At 44.1% G+C, this 16,471-nt stretch carries 14 protein-coding genes and 1 pseudogene; 13 read left to right on the forward strand and 2 right to left on the reverse strand.

All coding sequences use genetic code 11. The annotated features are described in order from the left end of the window. Positions 1 to 2 precede the first annotated feature (2 nt). Positions 3 to 2,612, reverse strand: coding sequence for a bifunctional uridylyltransferase/uridylyl-removing protein GlnD (glnD, locus tag AR383_RS21000; protein WP_055734904.1), 2,610 nt, complete (start codon positions 2,610 to 2,612; stop codon positions 3 to 5). Between the two features lie 25 nt (positions 2,613 to 2,637). Continuing rightward, positions 2,638 to 3,432, reverse strand: coding sequence for a type I methionyl aminopeptidase (map, locus tag AR383_RS21005; RefSeq protein ID WP_055734905.1), 795 nt, complete (start codon positions 3,430 to 3,432; stop codon positions 2,638 to 2,640). Positions 3,433 to 3,737: 305 nt separating this feature from the next. On the opposite strand from map, the gene rpsB reads away from it, so the two are divergent. The 13 genes and pseudogenes from rpsB to lpxA all read left to right on the forward strand — a co-directional run bounded on the left by rpsB (position 3,738) and on the right by lpxA (position 16,354). Continuing rightward, positions 3,738 to 4,472, forward strand: a complete 735-nt coding sequence (gene rpsB, locus AR383_RS21010; RefSeq protein WP_055734906.1) for a 30S ribosomal protein S2 — start codon at positions 3,738 to 3,740, stop codon at positions 4,470 to 4,472. A 95-nt stretch (positions 4,473 to 4,567) separates the two neighbouring features. Continuing rightward, entirely contained in the window at positions 4,568 to 5,416 is an 849-nt protein-coding gene (gene tsf, locus AR383_RS21015; RefSeq protein WP_055734907.1) for a translation elongation factor Ts, read from the forward strand. A 75-nt stretch (positions 5,417 to 5,491) separates the two neighbouring features. After that, the gene (pyrH, locus tag AR383_RS21020; protein ID WP_055734908.1) at positions 5,492 to 6,241 is read left to right on the forward strand and encodes a UMP kinase; all 750 of its coding nucleotides are present in this window, start codon (positions 5,492 to 5,494) and stop codon (positions 6,239 to 6,241) included. Between the two features lie 11 nt (positions 6,242 to 6,252). Beyond that, positions 6,253 to 6,810, forward strand: coding sequence for a ribosome recycling factor (gene frr, locus AR383_RS21025; RefSeq protein WP_055734909.1), 558 nt, complete (start codon positions 6,253 to 6,255; stop codon positions 6,808 to 6,810). Positions 6,811 to 6,879: 69 nt separating this feature from the next. Continuing rightward, on the forward strand, positions 6,880 to 7,671 hold the full coding sequence (locus AR383_RS21030; RefSeq protein ID WP_055734910.1) for a polyprenyl diphosphate synthase: 792 nt from the start codon (positions 6,880 to 6,882) through the stop codon (positions 7,669 to 7,671). After that, the gene (locus AR383_RS21035; protein ID WP_055734911.1) at positions 7,664 to 8,506 is read left to right on the forward strand and encodes a phosphatidate cytidylyltransferase; all 843 of its coding nucleotides are present in this window, start codon (positions 7,664 to 7,666) and stop codon (positions 8,504 to 8,506) included. The genes AR383_RS21030 and AR383_RS21035 overlap by 8 nt, the downstream gene beginning before the upstream one ends. 6 nt (positions 8,507 to 8,512) lie before the next feature. Then, a pseudogene (ispC, locus tag AR383_RS21040) lies at positions 8,513 to 9,714 on the forward strand (1-deoxy-D-xylulose-5-phosphate reductoisomerase). Continuing rightward, a complete protein-coding gene (gene rseP, locus AR383_RS21045; protein ID WP_055734912.1) occupies positions 9,711 to 11,063 on the forward strand; it encodes a sigma E protease regulator RseP in 1,353 nt (450 codons plus the stop codon). The pseudogene ispC and the gene rseP overlap by 4 nt, the downstream one beginning before the upstream one ends. Before the next feature lie 27 nt (positions 11,064 to 11,090). After that, on the forward strand, positions 11,091 to 13,520 hold the full coding sequence (gene bamA, locus AR383_RS21050) for an outer membrane protein assembly factor BamA (RefSeq protein ID WP_055734913.1): 2,430 nt from the start codon (positions 11,091 to 11,093) through the stop codon (positions 13,518 to 13,520). Between the two features lie 24 nt (positions 13,521 to 13,544). Continuing rightward, complete coding sequence (locus tag AR383_RS21055; protein WP_055734914.1) at positions 13,545 to 14,054, forward strand: OmpH/Skp family outer membrane protein; 510 nt, start codon at positions 13,545 to 13,547, stop codon at positions 14,052 to 14,054. 2 nt (positions 14,055 to 14,056) lie between these two features. Next, a complete protein-coding gene (lpxD, locus tag AR383_RS21060) occupies positions 14,057 to 15,082 on the forward strand; it encodes a UDP-3-O-(3-hydroxymyristoyl)glucosamine N-acyltransferase (RefSeq protein ID WP_055734915.1) in 1,026 nt (341 codons plus the stop codon). Between the two features lie 15 nt (positions 15,083 to 15,097). Then, on the forward strand, positions 15,098 to 15,553 hold the full coding sequence (fabZ, locus tag AR383_RS21065; RefSeq protein WP_055734916.1) for a 3-hydroxyacyl-ACP dehydratase FabZ: 456 nt from the start codon (positions 15,098 to 15,100) through the stop codon (positions 15,551 to 15,553). A gap of 12 nt (positions 15,554 to 15,565) precedes the next feature. Then, positions 15,566 to 16,354, forward strand: a complete 789-nt coding sequence (gene lpxA, locus AR383_RS21070; RefSeq protein WP_055734917.1) for an acyl-ACP--UDP-N-acetylglucosamine O-acyltransferase — start codon at positions 15,566 to 15,568, stop codon at positions 16,352 to 16,354. Positions 16,355 to 16,471: the final 117 nt, after the last annotated feature.

Below are 16,471 nucleotides of genomic sequence, written 5' to 3' on the forward strand. Positions count from 1 at the left end.
TATTATTGTTTGAGAGCTTGTTCCAAAATCTGTTTAAGCTGTTGCTTTTGTTCTGGGCTTAGCTTTTCGCGTTCGCAATTACTAATGCTAAAGAAATCTTCAGCTTTTTCGCCAATAGTGGTGACTTTAGCGGCATGAATTGCATAGTTGAACGACTGAAATACGGCGCTTATTCTAGCCAATAATCCCGGTTTATCCAACGCGACTACCTCGATCAAGGTGCGTTTACCTTTAGTTGGTAGGAACGAGACTCTGGGTTTAATAGAAAATTGCTGTACTTGTCTAGGAATGCGCCGCTGCTTAATATCAATTGGCGCAGCCACATGCAGTTTTGTGGCCAGTGTTTGCTGAAGTAACACGCCGCGTTCTGGCGATAATGGCTCTCCTTCATGATCGAGTACCACAAAGGTATCGAGCACAAAGCCGTCGCGACTGGACATGATTTGCGCATCATGAATATTAAGGTTCTTTTGATCGAGCTCGGCTGCCACGGAAGCGAAGAGGTGGGGAATATCCCGGCAATGTACAAATATTTCAGTACCGCCACGAGTCGCTCTACGGCTCACTAATACCAGTGGTTGGTCTTCACTATGGCCCCATAGGTTGTCACTGTGCCAAGCGATTTGCTGGGGAGTGTGGCGTAAGAAGTAATCGGCTCTAAAACGCTGCCATAAACCACGAATTTGCTCTTCCGAGTAACCTTTTAATTCGAGCCGCTCAATCGCCTTTTTCTGTTTATCGCGGATCATGCCACGCACATCAACGGGAGTTTCCAAGCCACGGCGCAGGGCTTTTTGTGTGGCATGGTAAAGTTCGCTAATTAGGGTTCGCTTCCAGCTATTCCAAGTATCGTCGTTAGTCGCGCAAATGTCGGCCACGGTTAAACATAACAACATGTCTAAGTGACGTTGGTCGCGAACCGTTTTCGCAAACTTGGTGATGACTTCCGGGTCGTAAATATCGCGGCGTTGTGCTGTTACCGACATCAATAAGTGGTGTTTTACCAACCAAGCAACGGTACGAGCCGAAGGGCTACTAAAACCGTGAGCGAGACAAAACTCTTCAGCATCCACTGCGCCTAAGGTTGAGTGGTCGCCTTTGCGTCCTTTCGCTATGTCATGGAACACGGCGGCTAAGGTTAATAAGTCGGGACGTTCTAAGCGAGGATAGACCTGGCAACAAAGCGGGTGGGTTTCTTCGGTTTCTTTAAAGTTAAAAGAGTGGATTTTAGTGATTAGACGATGGGTGTGCTCATCCACTGTAAAGGCGTGGAATAAATCAAATTGCATTTGCCCAACAATGCGACTCCATGCCGGAAAGTAAGTTGAAAGAACCCCATAACGATGCATCAAGGTAAGGGGTAAGCCTGTTACATTAGGATGCTGAATGAGCCGTTTGAAGTGGCGGCGACATTCGGGAAGATCTTGCAGCCAGTGAGTGAGTCGACGACGGGCTTCGCGCAATTGACGTAGCGTAGCCGAATAGATACCAGTGATCTTGGGGTTTTCGGCAATATGTAGAAACATCACCAAAATTTGTTCCGGCTGTTCTAAAAACAGCTGGGCATTGTTGGTGTCTATTAGGTTTCCACGCAGCATGAAGTGCTCGTCAACGGTTCGCACATCCATGGCGGTATTACCTAGAATGGCTTCATCAAATAACTGCAACAGCATTTCGTTGAGTTCGGATATACGACGAACCGTTTGGAAAAAGTGCTTCATTAAGCGTTCGACTGGCGCATTATGCTCTCCGCTATAACCCAGAGACTGTGCCACTGCGAGTTGGCGATCAAATAATAGCCTATCATCGCTTTTGGTTAGATGAATGTGCAGAGCAAAACGAACTCGCCACAAAAAATCGCGGCAGTCTTGCAGTTCACGACACTCAGCAAGGGTTAAGAAGTTTTGTTTAGTCAGCTCTTCTAAATCACTGCTGCCGAAATGGCGGCCCGCTACCCAGCATACAGTTTGTATATCACGCAACCCACCAGGGTTGGCTTTAATGTCGGGTTCAAGTGAGTAGGCGTTACCTTTGTATTGGCGGTGGCGAGCTAATTGCTCTTCCTTTTTGGCGCGAAAGAATGCTTCACTAGGCCAGAAACTATCGGCGCAAACGGCGAGGCACAGCTTTTTATAAAGTTGTTTGTCGCCATAGATTAATCGGCATTCCTGTAGGTTGGTGGCAATGGTGATATCTTGTAAGCCAAGTTCTAGGCATTCGTCTAGCGTGCGCACGCTCTGACCTACATCTAAGCGGATATCCCATAACAAGGTGATAAAAGCCGATATTTTTTCTGCTACCGCCGGGGCAACTTGCTGCTGGCTGAGAATGAGAATATCGATATCTGAGCGTGGATGTAGTTCTCCGCGACCATAACCACCCACGGCAAGCAGTGATAGCTCATCCTGCTCGGCTAAACCAAAATGTTGCCATAGCTCGGTTAAAAGGCGATCCATTTGTTGTGAGCGTAATTGCACTAGTTCTACAACATGCACCCCTAAATCAAACTGCTCGGCAAGATATTGCTGCAGTTGATCGAGATATTGCTTGCAACAACTTACCGATATATCACTAATGCAAGGCACAGGCGGCGCTGCTACTGTCGTTTCCATGACTAAACCTCTACAACCTTGCGAATTAATTCTTGATAATACGTGGAAAATCTTCTTCGTTGCGTAAGGTTAAAACTTCAACGCCGTCATCGGTAACAAGCAAGGTATGTTCCCATTGGGCAGAGTTTTTTCCGTCATTGGTTCGAGCTGTCCAACCGTCCTTATCGTCGACCCAATTACCCTTTTTACCCTGGTTGATCATTGGCTCAATAGTAAAGCACATGCCAGGTTTTAATACCGTGTGGTCACTATTGCGGTAATGCATAATTTGTGGCTCTTCATGGAAACCTTCACCGATGCCGTGACCACAGAAGTTATCGACGATACCGTAACGGTAATTGCCTTTTTTGAGATACTTCTGAATGGCATTGCCAATATCAGACACTTTATTCCCGGGTTTCACTGCTTTAATACCTTGATACAGTGCTTGTTGAGTTACTCTGCATAGTAGTTTGTCGGCTGGGCTGGTGTTACCTAAGAGGAACATTTTAGAGGTATCACCATGATAACCATCTTTGATAACGGTAATATCAATATTCAATACATCACCGTCCTGAAGAATATGGGTTGGTGAAGGAATGCCGTGACAGACTACATCGTTGACTGAAGTACAAATGGATTTAGGAAAGCCATGGTAGTTTAGTGGGGCCGGAATGGCACCTTGTTGTTCAACGATGTAATCGTGACAACGTTTATCTAACTCTTCAGTGCTGACCCCCACTTTTACAAACGGTGCGATCATTTCTAATACATCAGCGGCCAAACGGCCTGCAATGCGCATTTTTTCAATTTGTTCTGGGGTTTTTATTACTATGCTCATGAGTTTAAAATAGTTGAGTGCTTACCGTGGTTTTGCCGCTAGTTTACCGTAAGCCAGAGGTGAGTTGTAGTAGCTAGAAAAATTAACGAAATAGCGAGGCTTTTCTTTAACATTTAAGCTATTTGTGGTATAAAGCGCGCCGTAGGTTATTACTGGGTTTTTAGAACGCTGTTGATACCTATGTAAACTAAATATCTTTATTTTAAACACACACACACATCGACACGTTTTCCGGGGTGCTGAATCACTGATTTGGTCGGTAAAATGGGATGTGTGGAGGCCTAACCCCAATTGAGGAAATTATAATGGCAAACGTTTCAATGCGCGATATGCTTCAAGCAGGCGTACACTTCGGTCACCAAACTCGTTACTGGAACCCAAAAATGAAGCCTTTCATTTTTGGCGCTCGTAATAAAGTTCATATCATTAACTTAGAAAAAACTGTACCAATGTTCAATGATGCAATGGCTGTTCTTAAGAAAGTTGCATCTAAGAAAGGTAAAGTTTTATTTGTTGGTACTAAGCGTGCTGCGGGTGACACAGTTAAAGCTGAAGCACTTCGTTCTGATCAATTCTACGTTAACCACCGCTGGTTGGGTGGTATGTTGACTAACTGGAAAACAGTTCGTCAATCTATCAAGCGTCTAAAAGATCTTGAAGCTCAAAGCCAAGACGGTACTTTTGACAAGCTAACCAAGAAAGAAGCGCTTATGCGTACTCGTGAAATGGAAAAGCTTGAGAAAAGCCTTGGCGGTATCAAAAACATGGGCGGTCTACCAGACGTATTGTTTGTTATTGACGCTGAACACGAGCACATCGCGATTCGCGAAGCAAACAACCTAGGTATTCCTGTTGTTTCTGTAGTTGATACTAACTCTTCACCAGACGGTGTTGATTACATCATTCCTGGTAATGACGATGCTATCCGTGCAATCAAATTGTACCTAGGCGCAGCTGCTGATACAGTTATCGAAGGTCGTCAAGACGACATCGTTGTACAAGCTGAAGAAGATGGTTTCGTAGAGGAAGCGGCTGAGTAATTAGTGCCTTTGCACTATACTGAGAAGCTTGATGATTAGCAGGGGACAAGCTTGTCCCCTGAGTTTTATCCGATAAATAGTCGAGGATCAAACAAATGGCAATTACTGCTGCCCTAGTGAAAGAACTGCGCGAACGTACTGGCGCAGGCATGATGGATTGTAAAAAAGCGTTGACTGAAACTGATGGTGACATCGAGTTGGCGATTGAAAACATGCGTAAAAGCGGTGCTGCTAAAGCGGCTAAGAAAGCTGGTAATATCGCTGCTGAAGGCGCAATTATCATCAAAGAAGGTGCTGGTTTTGCAGCCCTATTAGAAGTTAACTGTCAAACTGACTTCGTTGCTAAAGATGCAAGCTTTACTGCATTTGCCAATAAAGTTGCAGAAGCTGCCGCTGCTGAAAAAACTGACATCGAAACTTTGAAAGCCAACTTCGAAGAAGAGCGTGTTCAACTAGTTGCTAAAATTGGTGAAAATATCTCTATTCGTCGCGTTGAATACTTAGATGGTGCTTCTATTGCATCTTACCGTCACGGTGAGCGTATTGGTGTTGCCGTAACTGGTGACGCTGATGCTGAAACACTTAAGCATGTAGCAATGCACGTAGCGGCCTCTAAGCCTGAGTTTTTATCTCCTGAAGACGTACCAGCTGACGTTGTAGAAAAAGAGAAAAAACTACAGATCGAAATCGCTATGAACGAAGGCAAGCCTGCTGAAATCGCTGAGAAAATGGTGACTGGCCGTATGAAGAAATTCACCGGTGAGATCTCATTGACTGGTCAACCTTTCATCATGGAGCCGAAGAAAACTGTAGGCGCTATGCTAAAAGAGAAAGGCGCTTCAGTTGCTGGATTCATTCGCCTAGAAGTGGGTGAAGGTATCGAGAAAAAAGAAGAAGATTTTGCTGCTGAAGTAGCCGCACAAATCGCTGCAGCTAAAAAGTAATTTTAGTTGTTATAAAGGTTGCGGTATCATGCCGCAACCTTCTTGAATTCTTACTATTGAGAGAACATCATTGCTATGAGCACCAATCCTAAACCTGCATATCGTCGCATTCTTTTAAAACTTTCAGGTGAAGCCCTCATGGGTGACGAAGGTTTTGGTATTGACCCTAAAGTATTAGACCGCATGGCTCTAGAAATTAAAGAGTTGGTAGAACTAGGGATCCAAGTTGGCTTAGTTATTGGTGGTGGTAACTTGTTTCGTGGTGAGGGCCTAGCTAAAGCAGGTATGAATCGCGTAGTGGGCGACCACATGGGGATGTTAGCGACCGTAATGAACGGTTTGGCTATGCGTGATGCGCTGCATCGAAATTTTGTTAACGCGCGTTTGATGTCGGCAATTGAATTGAATGGCGTATGTGATTCTTATAATTGGGCTGATGCCATTAGCAACTTAAAAGCTGGTAAAGTGGTTATCTTCTCCGCTGGTACTGGGAATCCGTTTTTTACAACTGATTCAGCCGCTTGTTTACGCGGTATTGAGATTGAAGCCGAAGCGGTATTAAAAGGCACTAAAGTAGACGGCGTATATACCGCTGACCCAGTAAAAGATCCAGCTGCCACATTATACCGTGAGCTTGATTATCAAGAAGTATTAGAAAAAGAATTAAAAGTGATGGATTTAGCGGCCTTCACCTTGGCTCGTGACCATAGCCTGCCTATTCGTGTATTTAACATGAACAAACCGGGTAGCCTAAAAAATGTAGTAATGGGCGTGGATGAAGGCACTACTATTCATCATTTATCGAATAAAACAGAAACAGAGTAGGGATAGTTATCGTGATAAACGAAATCAAACAAGATGCTCAAATACGCATGGGCAAAAGCATTGAGTCTTTAAAAACTCAAATGTCAAAAGTTCGTACTGGACGTGCTCACACCAGTTTATTAGACGGGATTATGGTACCGTATTACGGTGTTGATACCCCTTTAAAACAAGTGGGTAATGTCTCTACAGAAGATTCTAGAACCTTAACGGTTACCGTTTTTGATGCTAGTTTAATTAGTGCTGTTGAAAAGGCGATTATGAGCTCTGATCTAGGCTTAAATCCGTCTTCTGCTGGTACTCTTATTCGCATTCCTTTACCGATGCTAACCGAAGAGCGTCGTCGTGATCTAATTAAGATTGTTCGTGCAGAAGCTGAGCAAGCGCGTGTGGCTATCCGCAATATTCGTCGTGATGCCAACGGTGACGTAAAAGAGTTGCTTAAAGAAAAAGAAATCGGCGAAGATGACGAACGTCGCGCGCAGGATGATATTCAAAAAATCACTGATGCAGCTGTAAAGCAAGTTGATGAGGCTTTAGCCGCTAAAGAAGCTGAGTTGCTTGAAGTTTAAGCAAAGAATATGTTTAAGAATAGCCGTGTCTTGTTACACGGTTTTTTTTTGTAAGTACGAGTAGTGAATATGACCTTACCCGAAGCACAGCAAGCGGCTGTTAAAGAAGCGATGCCTAAACACGTTGCCATTATTATGGATGGTAATGGGCGTTGGGCTCAGCAACGCGGTAAATTGCGGATGTTTGGCCATCAAGCTGGGGTTAAGTCAGTAAGAAGAGCAGTAAGCTTTGCCACCCAAGTTGGAATTCAATCGTTAACTTTATTTGCTTTTAGTAGTGAAAATTGGCGCCGTCCTGAAGAAGAAGTGTCAAGCTTAATGAATTTGTTTTTGACAGTTTTGCAACGTGAAGTGAAAAAACTAAAAAACAATAATGTACAACTGCGAATTATTGGAGATACTTCTCGTTTTAGTGAGAAACTACAGCAACGCATTGCCGTCGCTCAACAAGAAACCGCAGACAATACCGGTTTAGTGCTGAATATCGCTGCTAACTACGGCGGTCGATGGGATATGCTTAATGCATGCCAACAGCTGTGTCGCCAAGTTAAGTCGGGAGCGCTTGATGAGCAACAGATTACTGAGCAAGATATTTCGACGTTAATGGAAGAGAATACTGTAGGAGATGTCGATTTGTTGATCCGCACCGGTGGCGATCATCGAATCAGTAATTTTTTATTGTGGCAAACAGCGTATGCAGAGTTCTATTTTAGCGATGTGCTGTGGCCAGATTTTGACGATGATGCTTTTGGCAAAGCCATTGCGGCATTTGTTAGCCGCGAGCGTCGTTTTGGCTGTACCGGTGAACAGGTACAAGCTTTATTAAATAATAATCAACAGAATGAGGACCATTTTGCTTAAGCAAAGAGTGTTAACTGCCCTTATACTGGCACCTTTGGCCCTCGCGGCTATTTTCATGCTGCCTCTGCCAGGCTTAGCCCTGGCTTTAGCTTTAGTCCTAGTGCTGGCCGCTCGGGAGTGGGCTCGGGTTGTTTCCGAGCTTAATTCTAAGCGGGTTGGTTTTTTGTTGGTATTTGCGCTTAGTTTTGGTCTTAGTTTCTGGTTAATGCCATTGCAAGGACTGGCCAGCTCAGCGGTATTTAGCGTAGTTGTTGGTATAGCTGCATGTGCATGGGGCGGCAGTATTTACTTGTTAGCGACTTATCCCAATGCTGCTCGCTTTTGGCATAACAGTAGCTTGTTTAAACTGATTGTTGGCCTGGTGGTATTACTGCCATTTTTTTGGTCATTAATTTTCTTACGTGCTATTGACCCTGACCATCCTAGTGTTGGCGGGGCCTGGGTGCTCTATGTACTGCTGTTAGTATGGGCTGCTGATAGTGGTGCTTATTTTGCGGGTAGACGTTTTGGGCGGCATAAGTTGGCGAAAAATGTCAGCCCGAAAAAAACTATCGAAGGTTTGCTTGGGGGCTTTTGTGTGGCCGCCTTAGTGACTGTTGGTGCTTTCTTGTTTATGCCTATTGCTCTAGGTAAAGAGTGGGTGCTTATCGTTGCCAGCGTATTTACTGTTTTAGCCTCAGTAGTCGGGGATTTAGTTGAAAGTATGTTTAAGCGACAAGCCGGAATTAAGGATAGCGGTACTCTGTTACCCGGTCACGGTGGCTTGTTGGACCGTATTGATAGTCTGACTGCTGCTATGCCTGTATTTGCTTTTTTCTACCTTCATTGGATGTAAAGCATTATGAGTAGGCAAGTGCTTATACTTGGCGCTACAGGTTCGATTGGCGCCAGTACCTTAAAAGTATTACGCAATAATCCTGAAGCTTATGATTTATATGGTGTCACGGGAGCTCGTAACGTCGCAGCCATGCTGGATATTTGTCGAGAGTTTTCACCGCAATATGCTGTAATGGCCGACCCTGCCAGTAATATGGCCTTAATGGATGCTTTGCGCAACGAGCAATTAAGCACCGAAGTTCTTGCTGGAGAACAAGCGATTGCTGAGTTAGCCAAAGCCGAAGCTGTAGACTTGGTGATGGCGGCTATTGTTGGAGCCGCGGGGTTGCTACCTACTTTGGCAGCTGTTGAAGCGGGTAAAACGGTATTGCTGGCTAACAAAGAAGCGTTGGTGATGAGTGGGGCCATCTTCATGGATGCTGCCGCTCGCAGCGGTGCACAAATTTTACCGGTTGATAGTGAACACAACGCTATTTTTCAATGTATGCCGCAAGCAATACAGCAGGCTCTTGGGCATTGTGATTTGCAACAAGCGGGAGTTAGCAAAATACTGTTGACGGGTTCAGGCGGGCCGTTTCGTTATCATTCTATTGATGCTTTACCTGTGGTAAGCCCCGCAGAGGCATGCGCTCACCCTAATTGGTCTATGGGACAAAAGATTTCGGTTGATTCTGCCACCATGATGAATAAGGGGCTGGAGTATATTGAGGCGAAACGCTTATTTAATACTCAGCCAAAACAAATTGAGGTGATTATTCACCCGCAGTCAATTATTCACTCAATGGTACAGTATTGTGACGGGTCGGTGCTGGCGCAGATGGGGCAACCAGATATGGCTACGCCGATTGCTCATGTTATGGCTTATCCGCAAAGAATTACGTCTGGGGTAGAGCCGCTGGACTTTTTTAGTCTCGGTGAATTGAGTTTTATCCCCCTGATTTTTCCCGCTACCCTTGTCTTAAGCTAGCCATTGATGCCTGTTATGATAGCCAAACCGCCACAACCTGTTTAAATGCGGCTAATGAAATCGCCGTGGCGGCTTTTCTTGCCGGACGAATAAAGTTTACTCAAATTGCTCAAGTTGTCGCCGCTTGTTTAGATGGGCTGGATTATCTTGGCTCGGAAACTGAACTTTCGGTATTGCTCGAGGTCGACCAAAGAGCTCGAGTTCAAGCTAGCGCAGTAGTTAAGAGGATCTGTGGATGAATGATCTGATTTGGAATACCTCATTTTTTATTATCGCTCTTGGCATTTTAGTTACTGTTCATGAGTTCGGTCACTTTTGGGTGGCTCGGCGATGTGGGGTTAAAGTAGAGCGTTTTTCTATCGGTTTTGGTAAGGCCTTATGGCGCAGAACAGCGGCTGATGGAACGGAGTATGTGGTTGCTCTAATTCCTTTAGGCGGTTACGTAAAAATGTTAGATGAGAGAGTGGCTCCGGTACCTGCGGAGTTACGTTCTCAAGCGTTCAATAATAAGAGTTTGGCACAGCGAAGTGCGGTCGTGGCAGCGGGGCCTTTAGCCAATTTTATTTTGGCTATTTTTGCTTTTTGGCTGATGTTTATTATTGGTGTCCCTTCGGTAAAACCGGTGTTAGGTGGTGTAGTTGAAGGCAGTATCGCAGAGCAAGCCGGCCTGCGTGCGGGTCAAGAGATTGTGCGCATTGACGAGCAACGCACGCTTGACTGGGAAGCGGTTAATTTGGCCTTGGTAAGTCACTTGGGCAACCAAGCTCTGGATGTGCAAGTTAAAGACCTTAAGACTCAACAATTAAGCAACAAGCTGCTTGATATCCGTAACTGGCAGCTCGATAGCGAACAGCAAAATCCCATTTTAAGTCTTGGCTTACAGGCTTACAGCCCTGACATTTTGACTACGGTTGCCCAAGTTGTTGATGGTAAGCCAGCAGAAAGAGCCGGTGTGCAAGTTGGCGATCAGTTAATAGCCTTAGATGGTAACGAGCTGGCCTCTTGGCAGGATTTTGTTAGTTACGTTCAAGCTAGGCCTGAACAAGTAATTCAACTTAGCTTGCTGCGTCAAGGTCAGTCGCTGCAATTGGACTTGCGTCCAGAAACTCGGGAATACCAAGGTAAATCAACTGGATATGTGGGGCTTGCTCCTGAAGTTGAACCTTACCCAGCAGAGTACCAAGTCAATTTACATTACGGTTTATTCGACGCTGTTGGTAAATCATTGGAACGAACTTGGCATTTAAGCAAATTGACGGTCTCAATGATCGGTAAATTGGTGACAGGGGTGGTTTCATTAGATAATCTTAGCGGTCCAATATCCATAGCTAAGGGAGCCGGAGCAACGGCCGACTATGGCTTAGTATATTTTTTGGGCTTTGTTGCCTTAGTCAGTATTAACTTAGGCATTATAAACTTGTTTCCGTTGCCAGTATTAGATGGCGGACACTTAGTCTTCTTCGCTATAGAAGGCATTACTGGCAAACCTGTTTCAGAACGCGTACAAGAAATAGGATTTAGGATTGGTGCAGTATTGGTGATGGCTCTAATGAGCTTAGCCATTTTTAATGATTTTATGCGCTTATAACAATTAAATAGGACGTTCTTTTTTCTTATGTTCAAAAAGCAGTTGGTTGTTGGACTTTTTGTAGCCTGCGTAAGCGGCGCTAGTTTTGCTGAATCGGATTCAGCTTTTACCGTAGCAGATATTCGCATTGAAGGTTTACAAAGGGTTTCTCTGGGGGCCGCTTTATTACAAATTCCTCTAAGAGTCGGTGATGAAGTTGATGCCGCCGAAATTAGTGACAGTATAAAGCGCTTGTACCGTAGTGGTAATTTTGAAGACATTAAAGTTTATCGCGATGGTAATGGATTGGTGTTCAAGGTTCTTGAAAGACCCACTGTGAGTAATATTGAATTCTCCGGTAACGACGATATTAAGACGGAGCAGTTAGAAGAGTCGCTGCGTTCATCTGGTATTAAGGTCGGTGAGCCTTTAGATAAAACGAATCTACGGAATATTGAAAAGAGCCTCGAGGATTTTTATTACAGCGTGGGTAAGTATAGCGCTAGGGTTAGCTCTATTGTTACTCCACTTCCTCGTAACCGAGTTGATTTAAAGTTCACTTTCCAAGAAGGTTTATCGGCTGAGATTGAACAGATTAATATCATTGGTAATGAAAAGTTTTCTTCTGGTGAATTGATCAAGCGAATGAGTTTAAGTGACAGCGCTCCTTGGTGGAATGTGCTGGCCGATCAAAAGTATCAAAAGCAAAAACTGGCTGGTGATTTAGAAATTATAAATAGTTTTTATTATGACCGAGGCTATATTCGTTTTAATATCGACTCCACTCAAGTTGCTTTAACCCCGGACAAAAAAGGTATTTATATCACCATTAACGTGGATGAAGGGGAAGTATACAACATCGAAAAAGTCGAGTTGTCGGGTAATTTATTAGATAAGAGCGAAGAGCTTAAAGGACTCGTTTCAATTCAACCAGGCGATACTTATAGTGGTTCTGCAGTGACTCAAACTGAAGATCTTATCGCTAAGTTTTTAGGCCGCTATGGCTATGCTTACCCTCAAGTTAATGTGTTCCCAGTAATTAACGATGAAGATAAAACCGTAGTATTAAACATCAATATTGACCCTGGTAGTCGCGTTTATGTGCGCCGTATTAATATCAGCGGTAATACCATTACTAAAGACGAAGTGATTCGCCGCGAAATGCGCCAGATGGAAGGTACTTGGTTGTCTAGTCGCTTGGTTGAACAATCGCGAGCGAGATTGAGTCGTTTAGGTTATTTTGAAACTGTAGATGTTGAAACGGTTAAATTGCCCGGTACCGATGACCAGGTCGATGTTAACTTCGTGGTGAAAGAACAGCCTTCTGGTTCATTTAATGCCGGCGTAGGCTACGGTACAGAGTCTGGCCTCAGTCTGTCTGCTGGTGTACAACAAGATAACTTCCTAGGTTCGGGTAACCGTGCTGGGATTAACGTTAGTACTAACAAATATTCAAAGAACTTTGATATTAACTTTACTAACCCCTACTTTACTAAAGATGGGGTGAGTTTCGGTGGGCGCTTCTATTACACCGACTTTGAAGCCTCTAAAGCAGATATTGTTGACTATAACAACGAAACCATCGGTTTGCGTGGTACCTTAGGTTTTCCAGTTAATGAAGACAATCGTTTAAGTATTAGCTTAGGTTTAGAGCAAAACAAAATTTCCCAGTTAAATGCTTACGCGCAGATTCAACAGTTTTGGGATATTTATTCTCCTCACCGTAATGATGATGGGTCGTTAACCTTCCAGTCTCTAGATACCACTTTGGGTTGGTCTAGAAACACGTTAAATAACGGTACCATGCCAACTGCTGGCTCGTCGCAGCGCTTCGATACCAAGATCACCATACCGGGCTCAGACGTTCAGTATTTTAAAATGAGTTTTGATACTCGGCATTTCTTCCCGATAACCAGTAACCATGACTGGGCCTTCTCTGTTCGCGGCAAAGTGGGTTACGGTAATGGTTATGGAGAGTTAGAAGGTAATGAACAAATACTTCCGTTTTTTGAAAACTTTTATGGCGGTGGGTATTCTTCACTGCGTGGTTTTCGCTCTAATACCGTAGGCCCTCGGGCTTTGTATTTAGTAGACAATAGTGGTAGTGCTTATGTCACCGCCTCCAATGACTCGGTTGGTGGTAACGCCATTGCTGTAGGCTCTGCGGAAATTATCTTCCCAACGCCGTTCCTTGATGAAGCCTATATTCGTCAAGTTCGCACCACCGCCTTTATTGATTTTGGTACGGTATGGGATACTGAATTTGATTATGACAGATTTAGTCAAATGCAATGTATTAGCTATTGTGACCGACTTGGTGATTATTCATCACCGGATCGAATTCGAGCATCGGTAGGTGTGTCTATTCAATGGTTCTCACCCATGGGACCCTTGGTATTCTCATTTGCCAAGCCAATAAAAAAATATGATGGTGACCGTTCTGAGTCCTTCTCATTTAATATTGGCCAAACTTTTTAAACTTTGATTTTAGGAGTAAATCTTTTGAAAAAATTAATCGCCGCAGTCGCTCTTGCAGTTACGATGATGAGCTCGAGCTTTGCCGCTCAAGCTGAAACCAAGATTGCAGTTATCAATATCGCTGAAGTATTCCAACAACTACCTCAACGTGATGCGCTGCAAAAAACCTTGAAAGATGAGTTTGAAGTGCGAGTTCAAGAAGTTCGTGGTCTTGAATCTGAAATGCAACGTCTTTACGAGAAACGCGAAAAAGATGGTGAGTTATTAGGTCAACAAGAAGTGACCAAAATTACTCGTCAGTTAGAAACCATGCAAGCAGAGTACAAACTTAAGCGTAAGAATCTTGAAGAAGATCAACGCCGCCGTGGTGCTGAAGAACAACAAAAACTAATGGTTAAGGTACAAAATGCCATTGTTGAAGTATCTAAATCTGAGGGCTACGATTTAGTATTGCCTCTAGATGCAACGGCCTATGCCGCTGATTCTTTAGATATCACTAAACAAGTTATTCAGCAAGTTAGTAAGAGTAAGTAAATATGACCTTCAGCCTTGGCCAAATAGCTGAGCAACTCGGCCTCACCCTTGTTGGTGATGCCGAGCAAGTAATCTCTAAAATTGCTCCCTTTGAAAAAGCTGGGGAGCAAGACATTAGTTTTATCACCAACGCTAAGTATTTACCGTTGTTAGAAAGCTGTAAGGCCAGTGCGCTAATCTTAACCGAGCAACATGCTGCTTCTTACAGCGGTAATGTGTTGCTCAGTAAAGACCCTTATGTCAGTTATGCCAAGCTAGCTCAGCTATTTGATACCACACCAGCCTGTGCTGCTGCCATTCATTCCAGTGCCGTGATCGATGCCACTGTCGAGTTAGGTGAGCAAGTTTCTATTGGCGCAAATGCCGTTATAGAAAGTGGCGTTAAGCTGGGCGATGGGGTTCAAATTGGCGCTGGTTGTTTTATTGGTAAAAACGCCCGTATAGGTAGTTACACTAAGTTGTGGCCTAACTGTAGTATTTATCATTCGGTTAAATTGGGTGAGCATTGTCTTATCCAAGCTAATACGGTGATTGGTAGCGATGGTTTTGGTTACGCCAACCAACAGGGGCAGTGGATTAAGATCCCGCAACTTGGCTCGGTAGTGATCGGCGATAGCGTCGAAATTGGCGCCTCGGTATCAATTGACCGCGGCGCTTTGGACAACACTACCATTGACTCAAATGTGATAATCGATAATCAGGTTCATATCGCTCACAATGTCACCATTGGCAGCGGCACGGCTATTGCTGGCACAACCGGTATTGCCGGCAGTACTAACATTGGCCGTTATTGTATAATTGGTGGTGGTGTGGGGATTAACGGTCATATTGATATTTGTGACCAAGTAACCATAACCGGGTATTCCATGGTGACTAAGTCTATTACCGAACCTGGTACTTATTCATCGGGTATGCCAACCCAAGCCAATCGCCAATGGCGAAAATCAATGGCACGTCTTTCTCAGTTAGACGAGATGCATAAACGAATTGTTAGCTTAGAGCGTCATCAGCGCCCTGAAGCAGAGTAAAGCTAGGAAACTATTTTGACAACAGAACTTAACCGTTTAGAAATTCAAGACATTATGGCCTTGTTGCCACATCGTTACCCATTTTTGTTGGTTGACAGAGTATTGGATTTCCAAGAAGGGAAAACGCTTCACGCGATAAAAAATGTGACGGTGAATGAACCTTGCTTTACTGGGCATTTTCCACAACAGCCAGTATTTCCGGGAGTATTGATTTTAGAGGCTCTTGCCCAATGTACTGGTATCTTGGCATTTAAATCGACCTCTAAGCCAGCAGACAATGAGCTGTATTACTTTGCTGGTATTGATAATGCTCGCTTTAAAAAGCCCGTTGGTCCCGGAGATGTTTTACATCTTGAAGTAGAGTTGTTACGCGATCGTCGTGGTATTGGTAAATTTAGTTGTGTAGCTAAAGTCGACGACGAAGTGGTATGTAGTGCCGATATTATGTGTGCTCGTAGAGCCTTTAAATAGGTGGGGAAGCTTATGATTGATAGCTCAGCAAAGATTCACCCTAGCGCGATTATTGAAGGCAAGGTAAAAATTGGTGCCAATACTTCGGTAGGTGCATACACCATTATTAGTGGTGATGTTGAAATTGGTGAAAACTGCCAAATTGCCTCGCACGTAGTGATTAAAGGTCACTCCAAAATTGGTAATAATAACCGGATCTTTCAATTCGCTTCGGTTGGTGAAGACTGCCAAGATTTGAAATATGCTGGCGAAGAAACTTACTTAGAAATTGGCGATAACAATACCATTCGTGAGAGTGTCACCATTCATCGTGGGACCACTCAAGATAATAGCGTGACTAAAATTGGCAGTAATTGCCTATTTATGATTAATGCCCACGTAGCACACGACTGTATCGTGGGTAATGGTTGTATCTTCGCTAATAACGCTACTTTAGCTGGTCACGTTACCATTGGTGATAATGTTATTTTTGGCGGGCAAGCGGCTATTCACCAGTTCGGCAAAGTGGGCTCCTACGCTTTTGTTGGCGGTTGTGCGGCGGTCAATAAAGACGTCCCTCCCTATGTGATGGCGGTAGGTAACTATGCTCGCCCTGTTGCCGTAAATACTGAAGGCTTATTGCGTCGCGGCTTTAGTAAGGACGCGATTAAAGCGATTCGCCAAGCTTATAAAACCCTTTATAGAAGCGGTAATACCCTCGAAGAAGCGTTAAAGCAAATTGAACTTTCAGCTGAACAGTTCCCAGAAGTAAAAGTGTTTGCTGACTTCTTAAAAGAAAACGGCCGCGGGATCGTTCGTTAAGGTTGCTTAGCTCTCTCAGTGCCTTTATTTAAGCCCTAACTTTCAGTTAGGGCTTTTTTGTGGGTTAGCTTATTTCACACAGGTCTTTTAGGGACACTGAGGATTAGTCTTAGCTTA

It is taken from the genome of Agarivorans gilvus (assembly GCF_001420915.1).
GTDB classification, from domain to species: Bacteria; Pseudomonadota; Gammaproteobacteria; order Enterobacterales; family Celerinatantimonadaceae; genus Agarivorans; species Agarivorans gilvus.